At 52.5% G+C, this 17,018-nt stretch carries 25 protein-coding genes and 1 tRNA gene; 25 read left to right on the top strand and 1 reads right to left on the bottom strand.

Annotated elements, in window-relative coordinates:
* From PHV74_00385 to PHV74_00335, 11 genes are all read left to right on the top strand, one after another.
* Positions 1–2,001 (top strand): ATP-binding protein, encoded by a 2,001-nt coding sequence (locus tag PHV74_00385; protein ID MDD5092827.1) that lies wholly within the window; start codon positions 1–3, stop codon positions 1,999–2,001.
* Positions 1,998–2,921, top strand: coding sequence for a recombinase RecT (locus tag PHV74_00380; protein ID MDD5092826.1), 924 nt, complete (start codon positions 1,998–2,000; stop codon positions 2,919–2,921). The genes PHV74_00385 and PHV74_00380 overlap by 4 nt, the downstream gene beginning before the upstream one ends.
* A gap of 154 nt (positions 2,922–3,075) precedes the next feature.
* Positions 3,076–3,777: an MBL fold metallo-hydrolase gene (locus PHV74_00375; GenBank protein MDD5092825.1), complete on the top strand. Its 702-nt coding sequence runs from the start codon at positions 3,076–3,078 to the stop codon at positions 3,775–3,777.
* Positions 3,774–4,103 carry a hypothetical protein gene (locus PHV74_00370; GenBank protein MDD5092824.1) on the top strand — a complete coding sequence of 110 codons (330 nt, stop codon included), beginning with the start codon at positions 3,774–3,776 and terminating at the stop codon, positions 4,101–4,103. The genes PHV74_00375 and PHV74_00370 overlap by 4 nt, the downstream gene beginning before the upstream one ends.
* Positions 4,103–5,257, top strand: coding sequence for a DEAD/DEAH box helicase (locus tag PHV74_00365; GenBank protein MDD5092823.1), 1,155 nt, complete (start codon positions 4,103–4,105; stop codon positions 5,255–5,257). The genes PHV74_00370 and PHV74_00365 overlap by 1 nt, the downstream gene beginning before the upstream one ends.
* 103 nt (positions 5,258–5,360) lie before the next feature.
* Positions 5,361–5,434 (top strand) — tRNA-Trp (locus PHV74_00360).
* 40 nt (positions 5,435–5,474) lie between these two features.
* Complete coding sequence (locus PHV74_00355; GenBank protein MDD5092822.1) at positions 5,475–5,846, top strand: nucleoside triphosphate pyrophosphohydrolase family protein; 372 nt, start codon at positions 5,475–5,477, stop codon at positions 5,844–5,846.
* Complete coding sequence (locus PHV74_00350; protein ID MDD5092821.1) at positions 5,831–6,055, top strand: hypothetical protein; 225 nt, start codon at positions 5,831–5,833, stop codon at positions 6,053–6,055. Before PHV74_00355 ends, PHV74_00350 begins: the two co-directional genes overlap by 16 nt.
* Positions 6,056–6,069: 14 nt before the next feature.
* Positions 6,070–6,975, top strand: a complete 906-nt coding sequence (locus PHV74_00345; GenBank protein ID MDD5092820.1) for a replication protein — start codon at positions 6,070–6,072, stop codon at positions 6,973–6,975.
* Complete coding sequence (locus PHV74_00340) at positions 6,887–7,705, top strand: ATP-binding protein (protein MDD5092819.1); 819 nt, start codon at positions 6,887–6,889, stop codon at positions 7,703–7,705. The genes PHV74_00345 and PHV74_00340 overlap by 89 nt, the downstream gene beginning before the upstream one ends.
* The gene (locus PHV74_00335) at positions 7,695–8,132 is read left to right on the top strand and encodes a hypothetical protein (GenBank protein MDD5092818.1); all 438 of its coding nucleotides are present in this window, start codon (positions 7,695–7,697) and stop codon (positions 8,130–8,132) included. The genes PHV74_00340 and PHV74_00335 overlap by 11 nt, the downstream gene beginning before the upstream one ends.
* A gap of 8 nt (positions 8,133–8,140) precedes the next feature.
* Here the strand turns inward: PHV74_00335 and PHV74_00330 are convergent, their stop codons facing one another.
* A complete protein-coding gene (locus tag PHV74_00330; GenBank protein ID MDD5092817.1) occupies positions 8,141–8,353 on the bottom strand; it encodes a hypothetical protein in 213 nt (70 codons plus the stop codon).
* A 200-nt stretch (positions 8,354–8,553) separates the two neighbouring features.
* On the opposite strand from PHV74_00330, the gene PHV74_00325 reads away from it, so the two are divergent.
* The 14 genes from PHV74_00325 to PHV74_00260 all read left to right on the top strand — a co-directional run bounded on the left by PHV74_00325 (position 8,554) and on the right by PHV74_00260 (position 16,966).
* Positions 8,554–8,964: a hypothetical protein gene (locus PHV74_00325; GenBank protein MDD5092816.1), complete on the top strand. Its 411-nt coding sequence runs from the start codon at positions 8,554–8,556 to the stop codon at positions 8,962–8,964.
* 18 nt (positions 8,965–8,982) lie between these two features.
* Positions 8,983–9,354, top strand: a complete 372-nt coding sequence (locus tag PHV74_00320; GenBank protein MDD5092815.1) for a hypothetical protein — start codon at positions 8,983–8,985, stop codon at positions 9,352–9,354.
* A 14-nt stretch (positions 9,355–9,368) separates the two neighbouring features.
* Complete coding sequence (locus PHV74_00315) at positions 9,369–9,584, top strand: hypothetical protein (GenBank protein MDD5092814.1); 216 nt, start codon at positions 9,369–9,371, stop codon at positions 9,582–9,584.
* Positions 9,585–9,589: 5 nt separating this feature from the next.
* Entirely contained in the window at positions 9,590–9,970 is a 381-nt protein-coding gene (locus PHV74_00310) for a hypothetical protein (GenBank protein MDD5092813.1), read from the top strand.
* A gap of 1 nt (position 9,971) precedes the next feature.
* Complete coding sequence (locus tag PHV74_00305) at positions 9,972–10,502, top strand: hypothetical protein (protein ID MDD5092812.1); 531 nt, start codon at positions 9,972–9,974, stop codon at positions 10,500–10,502.
* A gap of 230 nt (positions 10,503–10,732) precedes the next feature.
* Positions 10,733–11,497 carry a DUF3560 domain-containing protein gene (locus tag PHV74_00300; protein ID MDD5092811.1) on the top strand — a complete coding sequence of 255 codons (765 nt, stop codon included), beginning with the start codon at positions 10,733–10,735 and terminating at the stop codon, positions 11,495–11,497.
* A gap of 16 nt (positions 11,498–11,513) precedes the next feature.
* Positions 11,514–12,374, top strand: coding sequence for a ParB/RepB/Spo0J family partition protein (locus PHV74_00295; GenBank protein MDD5092810.1), 861 nt, complete (start codon positions 11,514–11,516; stop codon positions 12,372–12,374).
* Positions 12,371–12,568 (top strand): hypothetical protein, encoded by a 198-nt coding sequence (locus tag PHV74_00290; protein ID MDD5092809.1) that lies wholly within the window; start codon positions 12,371–12,373, stop codon positions 12,566–12,568. Before PHV74_00295 ends, PHV74_00290 begins: the two co-directional genes overlap by 4 nt.
* Before the next feature lie 6 nt (positions 12,569–12,574).
* Complete coding sequence (locus tag PHV74_00285) at positions 12,575–13,399, top strand: DUF5131 family protein (GenBank protein MDD5092808.1); 825 nt, start codon at positions 12,575–12,577, stop codon at positions 13,397–13,399.
* On the top strand, positions 13,396–13,773 hold the full coding sequence (locus PHV74_00280) for an ASCH domain-containing protein (protein ID MDD5092807.1): 378 nt from the start codon (positions 13,396–13,398) through the stop codon (positions 13,771–13,773). Before PHV74_00285 ends, PHV74_00280 begins: the two co-directional genes overlap by 4 nt.
* 106 nt (positions 13,774–13,879) lie before the next feature.
* A complete protein-coding gene (locus PHV74_00275) occupies positions 13,880–14,260 on the top strand; it encodes a hypothetical protein (GenBank protein ID MDD5092806.1) in 381 nt (126 codons plus the stop codon).
* An 81-nt stretch (positions 14,261–14,341) separates the two neighbouring features.
* On the top strand, positions 14,342–15,730 hold the full coding sequence (locus PHV74_00270; protein MDD5092805.1) for a hypothetical protein: 1,389 nt from the start codon (positions 14,342–14,344) through the stop codon (positions 15,728–15,730).
* Positions 15,699–16,586 carry a ParB/RepB/Spo0J family partition protein gene (locus tag PHV74_00265; GenBank protein MDD5092804.1) on the top strand — a complete coding sequence of 296 codons (888 nt, stop codon included), beginning with the start codon at positions 15,699–15,701 and terminating at the stop codon, positions 16,584–16,586. The genes PHV74_00270 and PHV74_00265 overlap by 32 nt, the downstream gene beginning before the upstream one ends.
* Positions 16,583–16,966, top strand: a complete 384-nt coding sequence (locus tag PHV74_00260; protein ID MDD5092803.1) for a response regulator transcription factor — start codon at positions 16,583–16,585, stop codon at positions 16,964–16,966. Before PHV74_00265 ends, PHV74_00260 begins: the two co-directional genes overlap by 4 nt.
* Positions 16,967–17,018 lie beyond the last annotated feature (52 nt).

Raw genomic sequence — 17,018 nt, 5'->3', positions numbered from 1 at the left:
ATGAAACTGCAAAGACTGACGCTCAGAAACTTCAAGGGGCTGAGAGATTTCAGCATTGAACCTGGCGGAGCAGACCAGTTCATCTTTGGTGACAATGGGACTGGAAAGACTACGTTGGCTGATGCCTTCTCCTGGCTCTTGTTCGGTAAAGACTCCCTGAATCGAACGGACTTCGAGGTCAAGACTCTGGCAACGAATGGACAGCCGATGCACAACCTCAACCATGAGGTCGAGGCTGTACTCGATTTAGGAGATAGACAGGTAACACTTCGCAAGGTCTACGCTGAGAAGTACACCAAGAAGCGGGGATCGGCACAGTCCGAGTTCACAGGCCATACTACCGAGTATTTCGTAGATGGAGTGCCAAGAAAGGCGAACGAATATATGGATGCCATTGATGGCATCGCCGGACGAGAGGAAACTTTCAAGCTCCTCACGAACCCGAGGTATTTCTGCGAGGTTCTCCCCTGGAAGAATGGTCGAAAGATCATCATGGACATGAGTGGTGACCTCACAGATGCCGAGGTTATAGCGTCTGAAAAGGCACTGGCAAGCCTTCCCGCAATTCTCGGAAACCGGAAACTCGACGATCACAAAAAGGTGATAGCTGGTCAGAAGACGAAGATCAACGATGAATTAAAGTTGATCCCAGCGAGGATCGATGAGGCGAACAGGGCGCTTCCGCAGGTGTCCGAAGACGCGGAAAAGTTAACCAAAAAGTTAACCGAGCTTAGGGGCACGCGCCAGAAAGCTGAATCGTCTTTATCGAGCATCTCCAATGGCGGTGGAGTCGCACAGAAGACCAAAGAACTACGAATAATTGAAGCGGAGATCATGGATATCGATCGCAAGGCAAGAGTTGAGAATGACGCAGTTATCGACGTTGAGCGCAAGAAACTTATCCCCTTGCACGATCAGATCGCTAGTCTGAGGCTCGATATTAGGGTCAAGGAAGGGCACATAGCGCAAAATGCCCAGTCCATTCGAGAGCACGAAGGATTACTACCGAATCTAAAGGTGCAATTTTACGAGGCCAGAGATCGGACATTCAAGGAAGGCCCACTTCCTTCCCAGCCGACGGATTGCCCATATTGCGGGTCACCACTTCCTGCCGAGAAAATACAGGACGCTCTGGAAAAACACCGCGCCGCTGAGGATGAACGGCGTGCCACTTTCAACCGCCAGAAGGCCGAAGACATGGAGCGCATCGATGCCGAGGGAAAACGACGCGCTGGTGAAGTGAAACGCCTGAAGGCCGACAATGAAGAGATTCATACCTCGATTGAGACGATCAAGCGAAAAATTGAAGCGCTGGAGGCCGATGCTGAAAAGATACGGTCTCGACTGGATGCATTACAGAAATCATATCCACTTCCCGAAACACACAAGGTCAAGATCGAAGAGAAAAAATCTATCGAGAAGGCCGTCGCTCAACTGAAGGCCGGGAGTTCCCAAGAAACAGGTCAGATAAAATGCGAACTTGCAACTCTCGATGAACAGATTGCCAAAGTCGGAGAGCAATTCGCCCAGATCAGAGCCAGAGAGAGTGGACGGAAGCGAATAGCTGAATTGAAAGAGCAGGAAAAGAAGTTGTCCGCGGAATTCGAAAATCTAGAGAAAGAGCTTTTCCTATGCGATCAGTTCACGCGTACCAAGGTTGCACTTCTGGATAGTAAGATCAATAGCCGGTTCAAATTGGTACGCTTCAGGCTCTTTAAGATTCAGATCAATGGGGCACTTGATGAATGCTGCGAGGTCACGGTCAATGGCGTGCCCTACGGCGGCGGGTTGAACAACGGCATGAGAATAAACGCGGGTCTTGATGTGATCAATGCGCTGGCCGATTACTACGGATTCGAGGCCCCGATATTTGTGGACAACGCGGAGTCGGTGACGGAACTGTTACCGACCCGGGGCCAACAAATACGGCTCTATGTCTCTGAGGCTGACAAGGCTCTCAGGGTTGAGAAAGCTAAGACAAGGAAGGAGGTATTAGCATGACAGGACAGACACAGACACCAGAGAAACCGACCGTGGCAGTGGCGAAGACCGATGCAGAGAGGTTCACGAACACGGTGATTCGTGAGTTCTCTGGCACAGTAGGGAAAGGGGTTCAGATGACCGCCTACCAGCAAAGACTGGCGCAGCATCTATTCCTGAAGGTGGACGCCACGCTGAAGGAACTGGAGGCCAAGAGGTTGGTCAAGAATCAGCAAGGAACGCCTATTGTTTGGAACAACGTCAACCTGAATAAATTGGCCATCGATGCAGTGCATCGCGTGGATCTGGGTCTCGATGCGCTCATCCCGAACCATATTCACCCGATCCCGTATTTTAACACGAAACTGTCCAAATACGACCTCGATCTGAGGATCGGGTATGTCGGCAAGGACTACTACCGGCGCAAGGTCGCCCGGGAGCAGCCCATCAATATCATCTATGAATTGGTTCATGAGAGCGATAAATTTACGGCGATCAAAAAGGGCCTGAAACATGACCAAGACTCCTACGAGTTCGAGATAGTCAATCCATTTGATCGCGGTAAGGTTGTCGGAGGATTCGGGTACATCATGTACGAAGACCCGAAGAAAAATGTACTGGTCGTCATCGGTCCGAAGCAGTTCAATCGTTCCAAGACAGCCGCAAAGACCAACGATTTCTGGGAGCATGACGAAGAGGCCATGCAGTTCAAGACGTTGGTTCATAGGGTGACGGACAAATTGGCCGTCGATCCTGAAAGAGCCAACGAAAGCTACTACAAAGTGGAAGCGGAGGAAGCCGAGGCAGATGAAGGGATCATCGATGCCGAGATCGTTGACAAGGCTAACCAAGGACCGGTGATCGGTGCTCAGCCGGGTGCGGATTCAGGCAACGAAAACCAGAAGAAGGACGAGAAGAAAGCAGAGCCTTCCTGGGCTTAGAGTTGATACCCCAAATAGAGGCGTATGCGCGGAGAGTAGCTGCTAACCCGCGAGCAATGCCAGAAAGGCAGCAGTCTGAAAGCCGGGGCGAGGTTTACAACTCAGTGAATTCTGGAGGCTTGACAGCCGGAGAGTACGGCAAAGAGAGACGATCATGATTGATATCAAGGTGCTCGCCTCCGGTTCTACCGGTAACTGCTATCGGATTTCCGATGGCAAAATCCCTCTTCTCATCGAGGCCGGCATTCCGATTGACCGGATCCGCAAAGGCGTAGACTTCAAGCTCTCCGAGATTCAAGGGTGCCTAATCAGCCATGCTCACATGGACCACGCAAAGGCAGCCAAGAAGCTTATGGATGCCGGGATTGACTGTTATATGAGCAAAGAGACGGCCGAGGCGTTGAAGGTATCAGGCCATCGATTGCACGTGCTTGATCCAAACCAGATGCATACCAACATCGGGCCATGGGCGGTGATCTCGTTTGAGACCGAGCACGACGCGGAGGGCTCGCTGGGATTTCTGATTATGCACGGCGACGAGAAGATACTGTTCTTGACTGACACCGCATACACCAGATATCGATTCAATGGCCTGACGAGGATCATGATCGAGTGCAATTTCGATGAGGACATCATCCGCGAGAACGTGGCCAGCGGGGTGCTTCATCAATCGCTGAAGAGCAGAATTTACGCCAACCACATGAGCATCGATCGGGTGCTCGACTTCCTGAAGGCCAACGATCTGAGCCAATGCAGGGAGATATGGTTGCTTCACCTCAGCGATTCCAACAGCGATGCGGAGGCCTTTAAGAGAAGGGTCCAAGAGGCCACTGGCAAGATTGTGAGGGTGGCATGAATAAAAGAGAAGGAGAAACAAAATCAATGGGGCAGACCGAAAAAGAAAAGGCAATGGAATTGTTGGGGGCGATGGATAAGAAACATATCGATCTCAAAGTGTCAAAGCTGAAGTGGACAACTCAGCCGTCAGGCGGGGATCTGGAACACGTACTCAATATCACGATCAACATGTCCGGAGAAGACCGGGCAGATGTGGAGGATCTGACGCTTCATTACTGGCAAATGACGTGCACACTCGGCGGAACGAAAAAGCCTGAACAGGTAGCCATGTTTGAGGCCGAAGGATTTGGCGAAACAGGTGAAGACAAGGAGCTGTCAGACTAATGTCCTACACGCTGCGCCCCTACCAAGAGCGAGCTGTGCAGACGTCGGTCAAGTATCTCCAAGGGCCGTACAGTAGCAATGGCATCATAGTGCTCCCAACGGGATCGGGAAAGAGCCTGGTGATTGCCAACATCATCAAAGAGCTTGGAGACCCGACTCTTGTATTCCAGCCATCCAAAGAGATACTTGAGCAGAATCACGCCAAGATGGAGAGCTACGGATTCTCCGCCGGCATCTATTCAGCTTCTCTGGGGAGGAAGCAACTCTACCCGATCACGTTTGCAACCATCGGGAGTGTCCGAAAGCATCCTGAAATGTTCAAGGCTTTTCGGTACATCCTCATCGACGAGTGCCACCTGGTCAACTCAAAGGGAGGCATGTACCGCGATTTCCTGAAGGCATGTGAAGCATCGAGAGTTTTAGGGTTGACCGCCACGCCTTATCGGCTGGTGACAGATGGATTCGGCGGATCAATCCTCAAGTTCCTGACGCGCACCCGACCGAGAATATTCACCGATGTGGTGTACTACGTCAATAACCGGTATCTGTTTGATTCTGGTTTTCTGGCCAAGCTCCGGTATATCAACACAAACGGCTTTGACCGCACACAGCTCCGGCTTAATACCACCGGGGCGGACTATGATGACAAGACTTTGAAGTCTTATTACAAGGGCATTAACTTCCCGGATCATGTTCTGAATAAGACCAGAGCGGTCCTCCAGGAAAGGCGCAACGCTTTGGTCTTCACCCGCTTTATTGAGGAAGCGGAATATGTGGCGAGTCGCCTACCCGGCTGCGCCATCGTCACTGGAGAAACGCCCAAGCGGGAGCGGGAACGCATTATCAGCGGCTTCAGATCAGGTGAAATAAGGGCCGTAGCCAATGTCGGCGTGCTGACCACCGGCTTTGATTACCCGGAATTGGAGACGGTCATCCTGGCGCGTCCGACTATGAGCCTTGCACTGTACTACCAGATGATCGGGCGAGGCATCAGGATACACCCGGATAAGATCGATACGCTGGTAGTGGACATGTGCGGCAATGTCCCGACATTTGGACCGATCGAAGACCTGAAGTTGGTCAATGGCGGCAACGGGAAATGGTTCGTTTCAAATCAAGGTAAGCAGCTTACGAATGTCTATTTCGGAAGATGAACATCAATGGCGTGTGTGAGCCTAATGATGATATTGGGGTAGTGGGGTGATGTCCGGGGTCTGGTGGGCCATTTCCGCCTGCCAGAGATCCCCGGAAGAACTCGGGGTGGTAGTTCAGAGGAAGAACAGTGGCCTCCAAATCCACAAATGAGGGTTCGAGTCCTTCCCGCCCTGCCATGAGGTAACAGAATGAGCAGAATGAAAGGCCAGGCAACCAATGTCCACTAACTGGCAGGCGGATGTCAGGGCTTATCATGAGAAGTTCGGGGTGTTGGTTCAGAACTTACCCCAGTTGCCACCAGAGGAAGTCCTGAAGCTTCGAGCTAGCCTGATAAAGGGAAGAGCGGGGGAGACTATCGGCGCTCTGGAATCCGGCGCTTTGGCGGATATCGCCACCGGTCTCGCCCATTTAGTCTATGTTGCCCTGGGTACGGCGGTGAGTTGTGGCATCGATCTTGATCCCATATGGGAACTGGTGCATGAAGCCAACATGCGCGGGGTCGGTGACCGCGAACTGCCGGATATTACTGGCGAGATACTGCTGCAGATAAAAGTTGGACAGGAGGTGTTCGCGTGCCGTTACAGGTGAAAGATCGTGTGGTAGAGGCGAGGGAGAAGCAATACATCGGCTCGCATGTGGTCGGCGAGACGGTCACCGGGTTCCATGTGAAACAAGGGAAGGCCATCTTGGAATTCAATGATGGCGGCACACTCGAAATAGGGGCTAAAGCCAATCGCCATGGGAATCCTTCAGTGACATTGAAGTACGAGGATGACGAGTTCCTTATCAAGGAATAGGTTGGAGCGTCCCTATGGCCAGTCCGCAAGTTGAGAACGGGCACACCGACATAGCAAATGAAATTGTAGATGCTATGTGCAGAGTGAATTTGACGCAATACGAAAGTCGAGTGCTGTGGTTCATCTTTCGGAAAACGTATGGCTACCACAAGACCGTAGATTGCATCAGTTACACCCAGTTCGAGAAGGGCACAATGCTGAATCGCTGGCATGTCGCCAGGGCTCTCGGCCTCCTGAGAATGCGTAACATGATAACCATTTTGAAAGAAGGTCAGGGTATCCAGTATGGGTTTCAGAAAGACTATGACTCATGGACACCGTTACCCCATGGGGTAACGAATCATGATCCCAAACCGTTACCTAACGGGGTAATGGAACCATTACCTGACGGGGCAACAGTTGGTGAGCCACCATTACCTGACGGGGTAATAGCATCGTTACCTAACGGGGTAATGGTGGAGCAAGGGGAAGTGTTACCTGACGGGGTAATAGCTGATGACAAACCGTTACCTAACGGGGTAACGAAACCGTTACCCCACGGGGTAAACACAAAAGAAAAGAAAGAAAATACTACTTCTAAAGAAATAGATTGCGGAAACCATCCGATTCTAGGAGAACTCTTGAAACTCTCCGGTTGGGGATCGTCTCAGTTGGCCAACGATGTGGAGTGGCTAAGCGAGTTCCTGAGCGAATATCCCGAATTCAGAGAGTCACACATTCGAGCGTGTCGTGACTATCATTCCGGGAAAAGGCGTCACACCAAGTCGCAGTGGAAATCGCGTCTGCGAAACTGGATGAAGAACGAACGCATTTTCAGTCAAGGAGGTGGCAATGGAGACAAGCGCCAACCTGTTCGCGCCAATCAAGGAGCAGATCGAGAAAGGCCGAGGCCAGGACACCCCGATTATCGTGGTGGATGATTCGCCGGTCAGGTGCCCGATTTGTAAAGACCTTGGTTGGGTAGTCTTGGATGTTCCGCCATGGCATGAGGATTTCGGGAAAGCGTTCGATTGTTCTTGCCAAGCGGAGAAGTTGAAGCAAAAGCGCTGGGACAGATGCGGCATCCCGAAGGACAAGCGCGGAGAGACTTTTGACACATTCCGTAAGCGCAAAGGGACGGAGGAAGAGTTAGAGGCTGCGCAAGCCTTGAGGGACGGCAGGGTACAATTGGTGATACTCACTGGCAACTGCGGCAGCGGGAAAACCCACCTGGCTCATGCCGTCGTCATCCATGCGCTGGAGATGGGCGGAACGGCGATGATTATCAGGGCGGCCGACTGGCTGGATGACCTCAAGAGCGCGATCAAGCAGGACATCGCCTCAAAAGACAACAGCAATCCCACTACCTCGGCAGACATCATGCGCAACGCCGCCAACCGAATCCCGGTGCTGGCGATCGATGAGCTTAAATACCGCACCAACTTTGACGAGGAAACGATCGACAACCTGATCACTCGTCGAATCAACGCCGGTCTCAGGACGATCATCACCAGCAACTTTGGCCCTGACGATCTGCGGAAGGTATTCCCGCGCGTGGTGAGCCGATCCGAAGACCCGCGCTATGGTCGATGCGTGTGGACAACGGCGACCGACTACAGGCACGAATTGGCGGAGAAAGCGAAGAGAGGGGACCGTAGAGGTGGTCAGTAACCAGATCGTGACAATCACCCATTGGGATCCCGGTCGACGCATGATTCTGGACTTTGCCGACTGCGTGTTGCCCTACGTGAGACAGACGCGAAACAGCAGGTGGCGGGACGATGAAGTTGGAGAGAGAGTTCGCGCCTACAACGACCAGCAAGCCAGGCTTCGAGATGTCTTGACGTGGGCACTCAAGCGAACTGGGTTCAAAGAGCTTCCCGTTTTTCTGGACAAACCGAAGATCGGGTTCGCCTCATCCTTCTGGACTTCACAGGCGGGTCGGGCGGACCTTTCAAACTTCGAGAAGGCCGCTGAGGATATGTGCAACAAAGTCATCTACGCGGATGACGTGAAGATATTCCAGCGAGGGCCGGGGTGCAAGTACAAAAGCGACAATCTGTCGATGAGGATTGAGGTGTGGGCACTCGATGGTTGATCAGTACCCTATTTCCCGGCAGCTATTTGTTCCTGGACCAGCTTCTTGATCTGCTGGTAGCCCTCTTCACCGAACTGACGTTTGGACTGTTCCTCGACGGCATTGATGACCCAAACACGGAGATCTGTGAACTGACTGGCTCCCTTGGCCATCTCTGCCAGCCTCCAGGTCTCCTCCGGGATGTTTCGGAAAAACCATGTTCGTCCGTAAACCTTACCCATGTGTAACCTCCTGAGCTAACGCGATTAGGATAACAATGGTTAGCAATGATGTCAATCTCACAGCATATTGCCCAGCAAATCAGTGATAATTCGATCGCAATATGGGTGTAGAGACCTTGACGCCAGATACGCCGCATGGTAGACTAATTATACTGAAATAACATATATAACAAGGATAACACAAGGAAGGGGGAAGGAAGATGAAGCCAGTCAATCAAGAAGGATGCAAGATTCTGGACAAACTGACCGAGGGCCTGACCGAGGAAAACAGTCACCGCAAGATCGACAATAACAAGCCCGGGTCGAGCATTATGGCGGTGACTGTGGAGTACATTGGGGACTGCAACCTTGGCCCGAAGTTCTCGGTCGCCCACTACTACGAACAGAACGGTGATTTGATGCGGGATCCTGAGATGGTCTTCGTCAAGGCCAAGATGGACAGCCGGTACTATCCGATCATGTACCAGCAGGATAATTTGGGCATCTATCGGGAGTCGGTCAGGTTCGATGAACATGGTGAGGCGGAAGCCTATCTTCCCAGAGAGCAAGCCGACGAGGCAGTGTTCGCCGGCATCTGGATGAGAAATATCAAGGCCCAGCAGAGGTTATGAAGGAAAAGGAGGAGGAAAATGTTCACACTCACAGCGACTAATCAGATCGAGGATCAGCGAGTCAAAGACCTCCTGACCAGCGCCCTGGAGGGTGGGAGTAACTACTGGTACATGATCACGCGACACACTTATGCGCCAGGGTTGGGGCGCAACGATGTGGAGTTTCCGCACATCGATTTGCCTTTCATAGATGGTGGCAGCCTCACGATCAAGGCCGATGAGGATCCAAAGGAATACACCCTTGACCGGAGAGCGATCGAGAAGGGGCTGAGAATCATGGCAGAGAAGTATTCCAAGCATTTCAGCGACTTCATGAATGAGAACGACGACTCCATTACAGGCGATGTCTTCTTGCAGTGTTGTTTGTTCGGCGAACTTGTGTACGGGTGAAGGAGGATAGATTCATGGGATACGCTTTTGTGCCGGATATCAAGGATGAGAAGGTGGTATGCCAGAAACCTTGCCAGCATCGAGATTGCGCGGCGAACCGAGAGATGTTCTCGAAAAACTGCAATATCTGTGGTAAACCGATGTTGGCCGGTCAACCCTTTTACCTCGATGACAATCACAACCCCCAGCACGCTCATTGCGTCTGGGAGCAAGTCGAGGGAAGGAGGTAAAGGAAATGCCAGAGAAAAAGGTTATTATCGCCAGGGCCATCACATACTTGGATCACCACGGCGCGAAGAAGAAGATCAACGCATTCGATATGAGCCTGATCCTTGCCTATCTACTGGACGAACCCAAAGAGGCGCTACTCGATGAACTGATCGACTACCGAGCGGGCCGCATAAGCCAAGCAGAGGGAAAAGGGTTGAACGAACCCGCTGACGAAGTTCCCCAGGAGGTCCGCATCATCATCGAGGGCGGGCTCGTACAAAGCTGGTCAGTTCCAGATGGCATCAGGGTGGTGGTGAAAGACTTCGATACCGATGGCGCCGACGATGATGTGGTCGAAGAAGACGGCGACGTTTACCGGAAGTCGATCCTTGAAGGGGAGGGCTAAGATGGTAAAGGTATTGATTGACTCAGACGCTATTGATTGGGAGATGCTTCGCGGAGAGAAAGAATCTTTACTGGAGACCAGACAGATGATTGCCGATTTCAATATTGGCAATATGCCGAAGGACTCCGTCTTGAGGTTTTGCGCTGACATGGATGGAATCATTCACCTCTTGGACTATGTCCAGGATCAGGCTGCCGAAGTCCTCGGAGAGCTGCCTGTTTTTGGCCCCGATGGAAAGGATAAGGGCAAACCGCTGACCCTGGTACAACTTCTCGATAAAGCTAACGAAGGATACCCCAATAATTACCTGGCGAACTTCTACGATCCCGATGGTAACCCCTGCAAATGCAAGGATGAATGTAGCGACGAGATACTGGGTGATGGACTGGCCGAGTTTATCGTCCGCGAGATTGCCCAGACATTTGATAGCGACAGGCATAAAGAGGAGCAAATTGGAGAGGCGCTACGGGTGATAAGAGCGGCGATTTCCGACCTGGAGGGTGTAGCCGAAGCCCTCTCAAGACAGGCCTAGAGACCTTGACGCCAGATACGCTGTATGGTAGAATGATAACAAAGATAACTAATCTAACTTACAGAGTAAGGGGGAATCATGAAACGCTCTAATATATCAGGATTCACAATCAAGGCCGGGTGGTATCACATCGAAGTCGTGACCTGTAAACGTATCCCTTGCAGCTTATCAATCTGGAAGGATCACAATAGAAAACTTGTTTGCAGAATAGGCAACTAAAAGGAGAAATTATGACTAGGCGAGAACGATTGGAAGCAAGGTTGGAGAAACGGCAAGACTGGGCGGGTAAGGCGAAAGCGAGATCAGATGCGGCATTCGGGACCGCCCACCGGATCGCCGACGGCATCCCGTTCGGACAACCAATTTTGGTTGGGCATCATTCCGAGAGGCATGCCCGGAGAGACGCCGACCGAATCCACAACAGCATGTCGAAGGGTTGTGAGGAAGCTCATCTTGCAGAACACCATGAGCAGAAGGCCGAAGGTTTGGAGCACCAGCTAAAGACCAGCATTTTCAGCGACGACGATGACAGCATCGAAGCCCTGGAAGCCCGGATATCGGAAAGGGAGACCCAGGCGGCCCGGTATGTCGAACTGAACAAGGCATGGCGCAAATCGAAGGGCGATGTTGCTGCATATGCGAAGCTGGCCGGAATTTCAGAGGAAGCTGCGCAGAAGACGGCTGATATGATTGCGACAGCCTACTCTTGGGAAAAGCAACCGATCCCCGGCTACTCGCTCACCAATCTCAGGGCAACTATCCGCAAGGACAAAGAGCGGATTGAGATGATCAAGAATCAGAAGGCCAGGACAGAGAAGGCGGAGCAATCCGGCGGGGTCGTGATAGAGGGCGAGACATACGTCCGGGTGACGTTTGCTGAGAAGCCAGATTATGAAGTTATCAAAGCGCTCAAAGATGCGGAATTTCATTGGGGTGCGGGTAGCTGGCACGGCGTAAGGGCCAAACTTCCAGCCGAGTTATTGCAGCCCGCCTAAGGAAAGGGGGAATCCTGTGTTTCTGATTCAGAACGTAGAGATCGCTAAGATTCAGCCGGATCCCAATCAACCCAGAAAGGCGTTTGACCGGGACGGCATTGAGGAGTTGAAGACCAGTCTCCAGCACAACGGTCTTCTGCAGCCGATCATAATCAGGCCGCTTAACGGAAGTGGATGCTATCGACTGATCGCCGGTGAGCGCCGATGGAGGGCGATGACCGAGCTGCAATGGGAGACAACGCCGGCCATCGTCCGGGCTGACGTGGATGATCTCACCGCGGCCAAGCTCCAGCTTTTGGAGAACATCACCCGGCGGGATCTGAACCCGGTCGAAGAGGCCCGGGCTTATCGGCGGTTCATCGATGAGGGGATGGAGATCAAAGAGGTAGCCCAAACGGTCGGGAAGAGGCCAGCGGATGTCCAGTGGTACATCGATATGCTCAGCGCTAGGGACGACATTCTTCAGATGTGTGCCACACGGCAGATATCGCCGTCCGTATGCTGGCACCTTGCAAGGTTATCTTCCAATGGTCAGATGAAGGCTATCAGGGAGATGACCGCGAAGAACCTATCAGCATCCGAGATATCGATGCTTTGCCAGCTCATCTTCGCGGAAGAGCACCAGATGGATATGTTTTCTGAGACGAAATTGACCGACAGCCAGATCGATACGGCGCGGAAGGTCAAGAGCGCTTTGGACAAGGCATGTCAGGCGGTGCAGGAGTTGCTCAAGATCGAGGAGAAGACCCCGGGCGTAATCGGCACAGTGATGGCGACAGAGATTGAATCGACCATGGAAAAAACCAGGCTACTCCGTACACATCTTGGGAAGCTTCAGAATGCTTTACAGAGAAAACAGGTAGCGTGCCTATTATGAGAGACATTAGAAAATCGGACGTTGGCAAATACGTGATCATCAAGCCGGTATGCCGGTGGCAAACGCGGAAGATGAGAAAGAAAATCACCCATGTATTCGGTCGCAACGGACGCAACTGTATTGGTGTGACCTATAATGGGTGTCGGCCATTCTATGTTCACCATCACGAGATTCTGAGTATTGAAGAAGATTGAGGTGAAATGATGAAAGCAGCAATCGAGTCTGGGAAATACTGGGACCGGGCATGGTCGCTGGTAGATGGATGCACCAAAGTTAGTCCCGGGTGCGAGCATTGCTGGCTAGACAGGATGCACCGATTGAGAGGAGTTGAGCCGGGGACCGTGAAGTTCCAAAACGATCGTCTGAAGGCACCTTTGAAGCGCAAAAAGCCGACGATTTATTCAATCTGGAGTGATCTTCTCCATGAGGAAGTGCCGATCAACTGCCTAGAGGACGCGCTGGCCGTCATAACGCAGTGCCCTCAACATCAGTTCCTGCTGCTGACCAAAAGGGAAGACCGCCTCAAGTTGCTGACCAAGGACCGGCTGAGAATTTCCCGAACGGACACTTGGCCGATCAATAATCTGTGGCTTGGGGTAACTGCCGAGAATCAAGAACAAGCGGACAAGCGGATACCAGAGCTTCTCCGGACGCCAGCAGCGCATCGGTTTGTGAGTATTGAGCCGATGTTGGGTGAGGTTGATCTGAATTCTGTCATGGGGATGCTTTATCCTTTCCCGACCGGATGGCAAAAACTCGATTGGGTTGTCGCCGGAGCCGAGACAGGCCCGAAGCGCAGGCCCTGCAAGATCGAGTGGATCAGGAGTATCAGGGATCAGTGCCAAGCGGCGGGCGTGCCGCTGTGGATCAAAGGAATATCCGGCGCGATCTGTGAGCAAAAATGTGGGTATGGTATATATTCTGACCATTGCTGGAACTGCAAACTAAAGAACAAGGTTTCTCACGACATGGCCGAATGGCCGGAAGAATTGAGAATCAGACAGAGGCCGGAGATGAAACCATGAAAGCACTCAGCATCAAACAGCCGTGGGCATATCTCATTTGTGCAGGCTACAAGGACATTGAGAATCGGGACTGGCCGACCAACTTCCGAGGGCGCATCTATGTTCATGCGGGCAAATCACTGGATGATAAAGGCTGGGAGTTTATCGAGCGCCGTATGAAACCGGAGGTGTGGTCGCAGATGTGGACAATGGATTTCATTGGGAGCCTGCCCAGAGGGGCCATCATCGGAGAAGTGGACATCGTTGACTGCGTGACTGAGAGCGAATCCCCCTGGTTCGTTGGCCGGTACGGGTTTGTGCTTACCAACCCGGTTCTGTACGAGAAGCCCATTCCTTACAGGGGCCGTTTGGGATTATTTGAAATCAACCTATGAAGTTTTGCGATGATTAGTCGATTTTCTGGTAACAAAAGGCGCTTTCTTCGCGATAAATGTTTACGATAGTGGTCAAAAATGATAGAATGAAGTATAGGATATAAAAATGAATCTTTTCACCTCCAACTACCGGCTCAATGGAAAACACCCGAAGGCAGTGGGAATTTCACTAGGGGTTCCACCATGGTTCAATGGCAGGCTCTACAGAGATCTGAACCCTCCAGCTTTCCTTCTCAAGGGGCACCGGTCAGAAGCAGAGTACACGAGGTTGTACCAGTCGCTGGTGCTGGCCAAACTAGACCCGAAGGTAGTGGCCGAGGAGCTGGGAGATGGGGCGATCATGTTGTGCTGGGAGAAGCCGGGCGAGTTTTGTCACCGCAGGCTGGTTGCAGAGTGGTTGGAGAGTAATCTGAAGATCGTGGTGCCGGAGATGCAACCACCGGATCCGGACCACAAGCAGTTGGGATTTGAGATGGCACTGATATAGTTTCAGCGTAATATCACAAGGGAATCGGGAAGGGAGTACGGACCAAGGTTTGTACTCCCTTTTTTTGGTTATAGGGGGAGCATGTTTCACGGCAGCATACCCACATCGATGCAGGCGATACTCAAAGGCATTGTGAAGAATTGGGACGCCGACGAGTTCTATGTCGGCTGTTCCGGCAGCTTCACGGTCGAGCGGGTCTTGCACTCTATTTCGCCAGACTTTCGCTTGTACTCCAACGATGTGACGATCTACTCCAACACCCTGGGCCAATTCTTCTCCGGCCAGCCGGTCGAGATCGATCTGAACGATCTCGAATTTCCGATGTTCTCCTGGCTGAACGATTACATGCTGGAAGACGTTGACCGGGTGGCGACCATGCTCCTCGCCACCGGATTCGAGCGCGGCATCACCAAGCCGAACAATCGGTACTATAGCCGGATCATTGGCGAGTATCAGAAACAGTTCCCAGAGTTGCACGCCAAGATGAAAGAGAAGCTGCAAAAGCTGACCCTCAAGCTGGCATCGTATTCGGCAGAGGACGTCTACACCTGGATCGACCGGGTGCCCGATGGCAAGGCGCTGGTCATGTATATGCCGTTCTTCTCCGGCGACTATACGAACCAGTTCAAGAAGCTCGGGCGGTTGTTCTTCCATACGGAGCCCGAGTTCAAGGAGATCGACCAGGACAGGAAGATGGAGATCCTCGGCAAAGCGATGCGGAAGGACAAGTGGGTGTTGGGCATTCATCTTCGAATGCCGGAAATGGAGCCCTACCTCAAGGGAGTGACGCAGACGACGAACCGTGGCGTGCCGATCTACGTCTACTCGAACGCCGTCGAGCGGTCTCAAGTGGTCATGCCTCATCAGGATTGCGCCAACGTCCTCATCCCCCGGCTGTCCCCTGGCGCGACTGTGGGCGAGAAGATGGAGCTGAAGATTCTCGACAGCCCGGAGTTCCACAGTTTGCGCTCCCAGTACATGAATGAAAACATCAAACCGGGTTCGGAATCGCTGGCCGTCGGCGTCCTCGTCGATGGGTATCTCATTGGTGTCTATGCCTTCTCTTCGGCGCCCTCTTTCGGGACGTTTAACGGTATCCCTAACCCCTGTATCTATCTTCTCAGCGACTTTCCCGTTGCGCCTACCGACTACAAACGCCTGGCCAAACTGGTGCTCTACGCGGCAGCCTCATCGGAATCCCAGCTATTGGCGGAGAGGCTCGCCCGTGGGCGAGTCCGTTCAATCGTTACCACGGCCTTCAGCGAAAACCCGGTGTCGATGAAATACAGGGGCCTGTTCAACTTGCTCAGCCGGAAGGAAACAGACGAGCAGGGGAAGAAGTACATGCTCAACTATTGGGTGAAGATAGGAGCTTGGACTCTTCCAGAGGGCTTGGCCCTCTGGAAGAAGAAACATGGTCAAAGATTGGAGGTGAAGGGTGGAAACCCGGATAGTCAAGATCAATCCTAATGACCTCAAGTTGCTCGAACTCAATGCCCGGTATATGAGACACGAGGCGTTTCAGCGCCTGGTGGCCAATATCCGTGATGATGCCGCGTTGACCTCCGTGCCATTTGCCTGTCGGGAAGAGGACGGGAAATATCTGGTGCTCTCCGGAAACCATCGCGTCAAGGCGGCAATCGCAGCGGGGCTCGATGAAATCCCTGTCATGGTGACCGATGAACAATTGTCCCGCGATCGAAAGATCGCCATCCAGCTCAGCCACAACGCGATCGCCGGGGAGGATGATCCAGCCATCTTGAAGGAGCTTTATGAGTCTATCGGTCAGGTGGACTTCAAGGTCTATGCCGGCCTCGATGATAAAACCCTGGAGTTACTGGACAAGGTGAGCATCGAGTCATTCAGCGAGCCTCATCTGAAGTACCAGACGATCACGATGCTTTTCCTTCCGGACGAACTCGAAGAGGCCCGAAAGACGTTTGAGGAAGTCAAGGCGCTTCTGAGCGGCAATACTGAGGTCTGGGTCACGCGCTGGTCTGAGTATGACAAATGGCTCGATATCTTGGAGGCCACTGGCGCATCGTATGGCATCAAGAATGTGGCGACCACTGTCATGGTCATGATGGATCTGTCCAGAAACCATATCACCGACTTGCAGCAAGGCTATCTCTATCCCAACGGTGAGCCTATACACAACGGCTGGATTCCGATGGAGACCTTGTTCGGGCAATCGAAGATCCCGGCGCAGGCCGCGGCTGTGGTCAAAAGGGCCATCGACAAGATGGTGGGTGCAGGAGATATTGAGCAGACGAACTTGTGGCAGGCCATTGAATACTTGGCTGCTGATTACCTGAGCAAGGCATGATGGAAGGCACTACGCCGTTATCCGACTTCGCTCGAATGGTTGCTGATGAGCTGAGGGCTACGAATGGCCTGTACAGAATCACGCTGGCTGAATTTGGCGACATCGCGACCGAACCGCTTAGACGTCGGATTCTCACGAATCGAGAGACCGAAGTGTTGCGCCTGGTATCCCTCGGCTACGGCAATAAGCAGGTTGCGACCGCTTTGGGCATCAGCGAGCAGACGATCAAGAATCATATGACCTCTATTATGGTGAAACTCGAAGCGCGGGATCGGACTCATGCCGTGGCGATAGCCATATGCAACCGCTGGATACCGGCAGACGTGTTTGAGGGGTCCTGCGATGAGGATCCAAGGCAGAGACGTAAGATGGTGAAATAGGGGCCAAGAAGAGCGGGAAGATGGCGGAACTGTGGCATAGGCAACCGAAAGA

Source organism: Dehalococcoidia bacterium, from assembly GCA_028711995.1.
Classification (GTDB): Bacteria; Chloroflexota; Dehalococcoidia; order SZUA-161; family SpSt-899; genus JAQTRE01.
The sequence above is the reverse complement of the archived record's forward strand: the minus strand, read 5'-3'. Positions and strand labels throughout refer to the sequence as shown.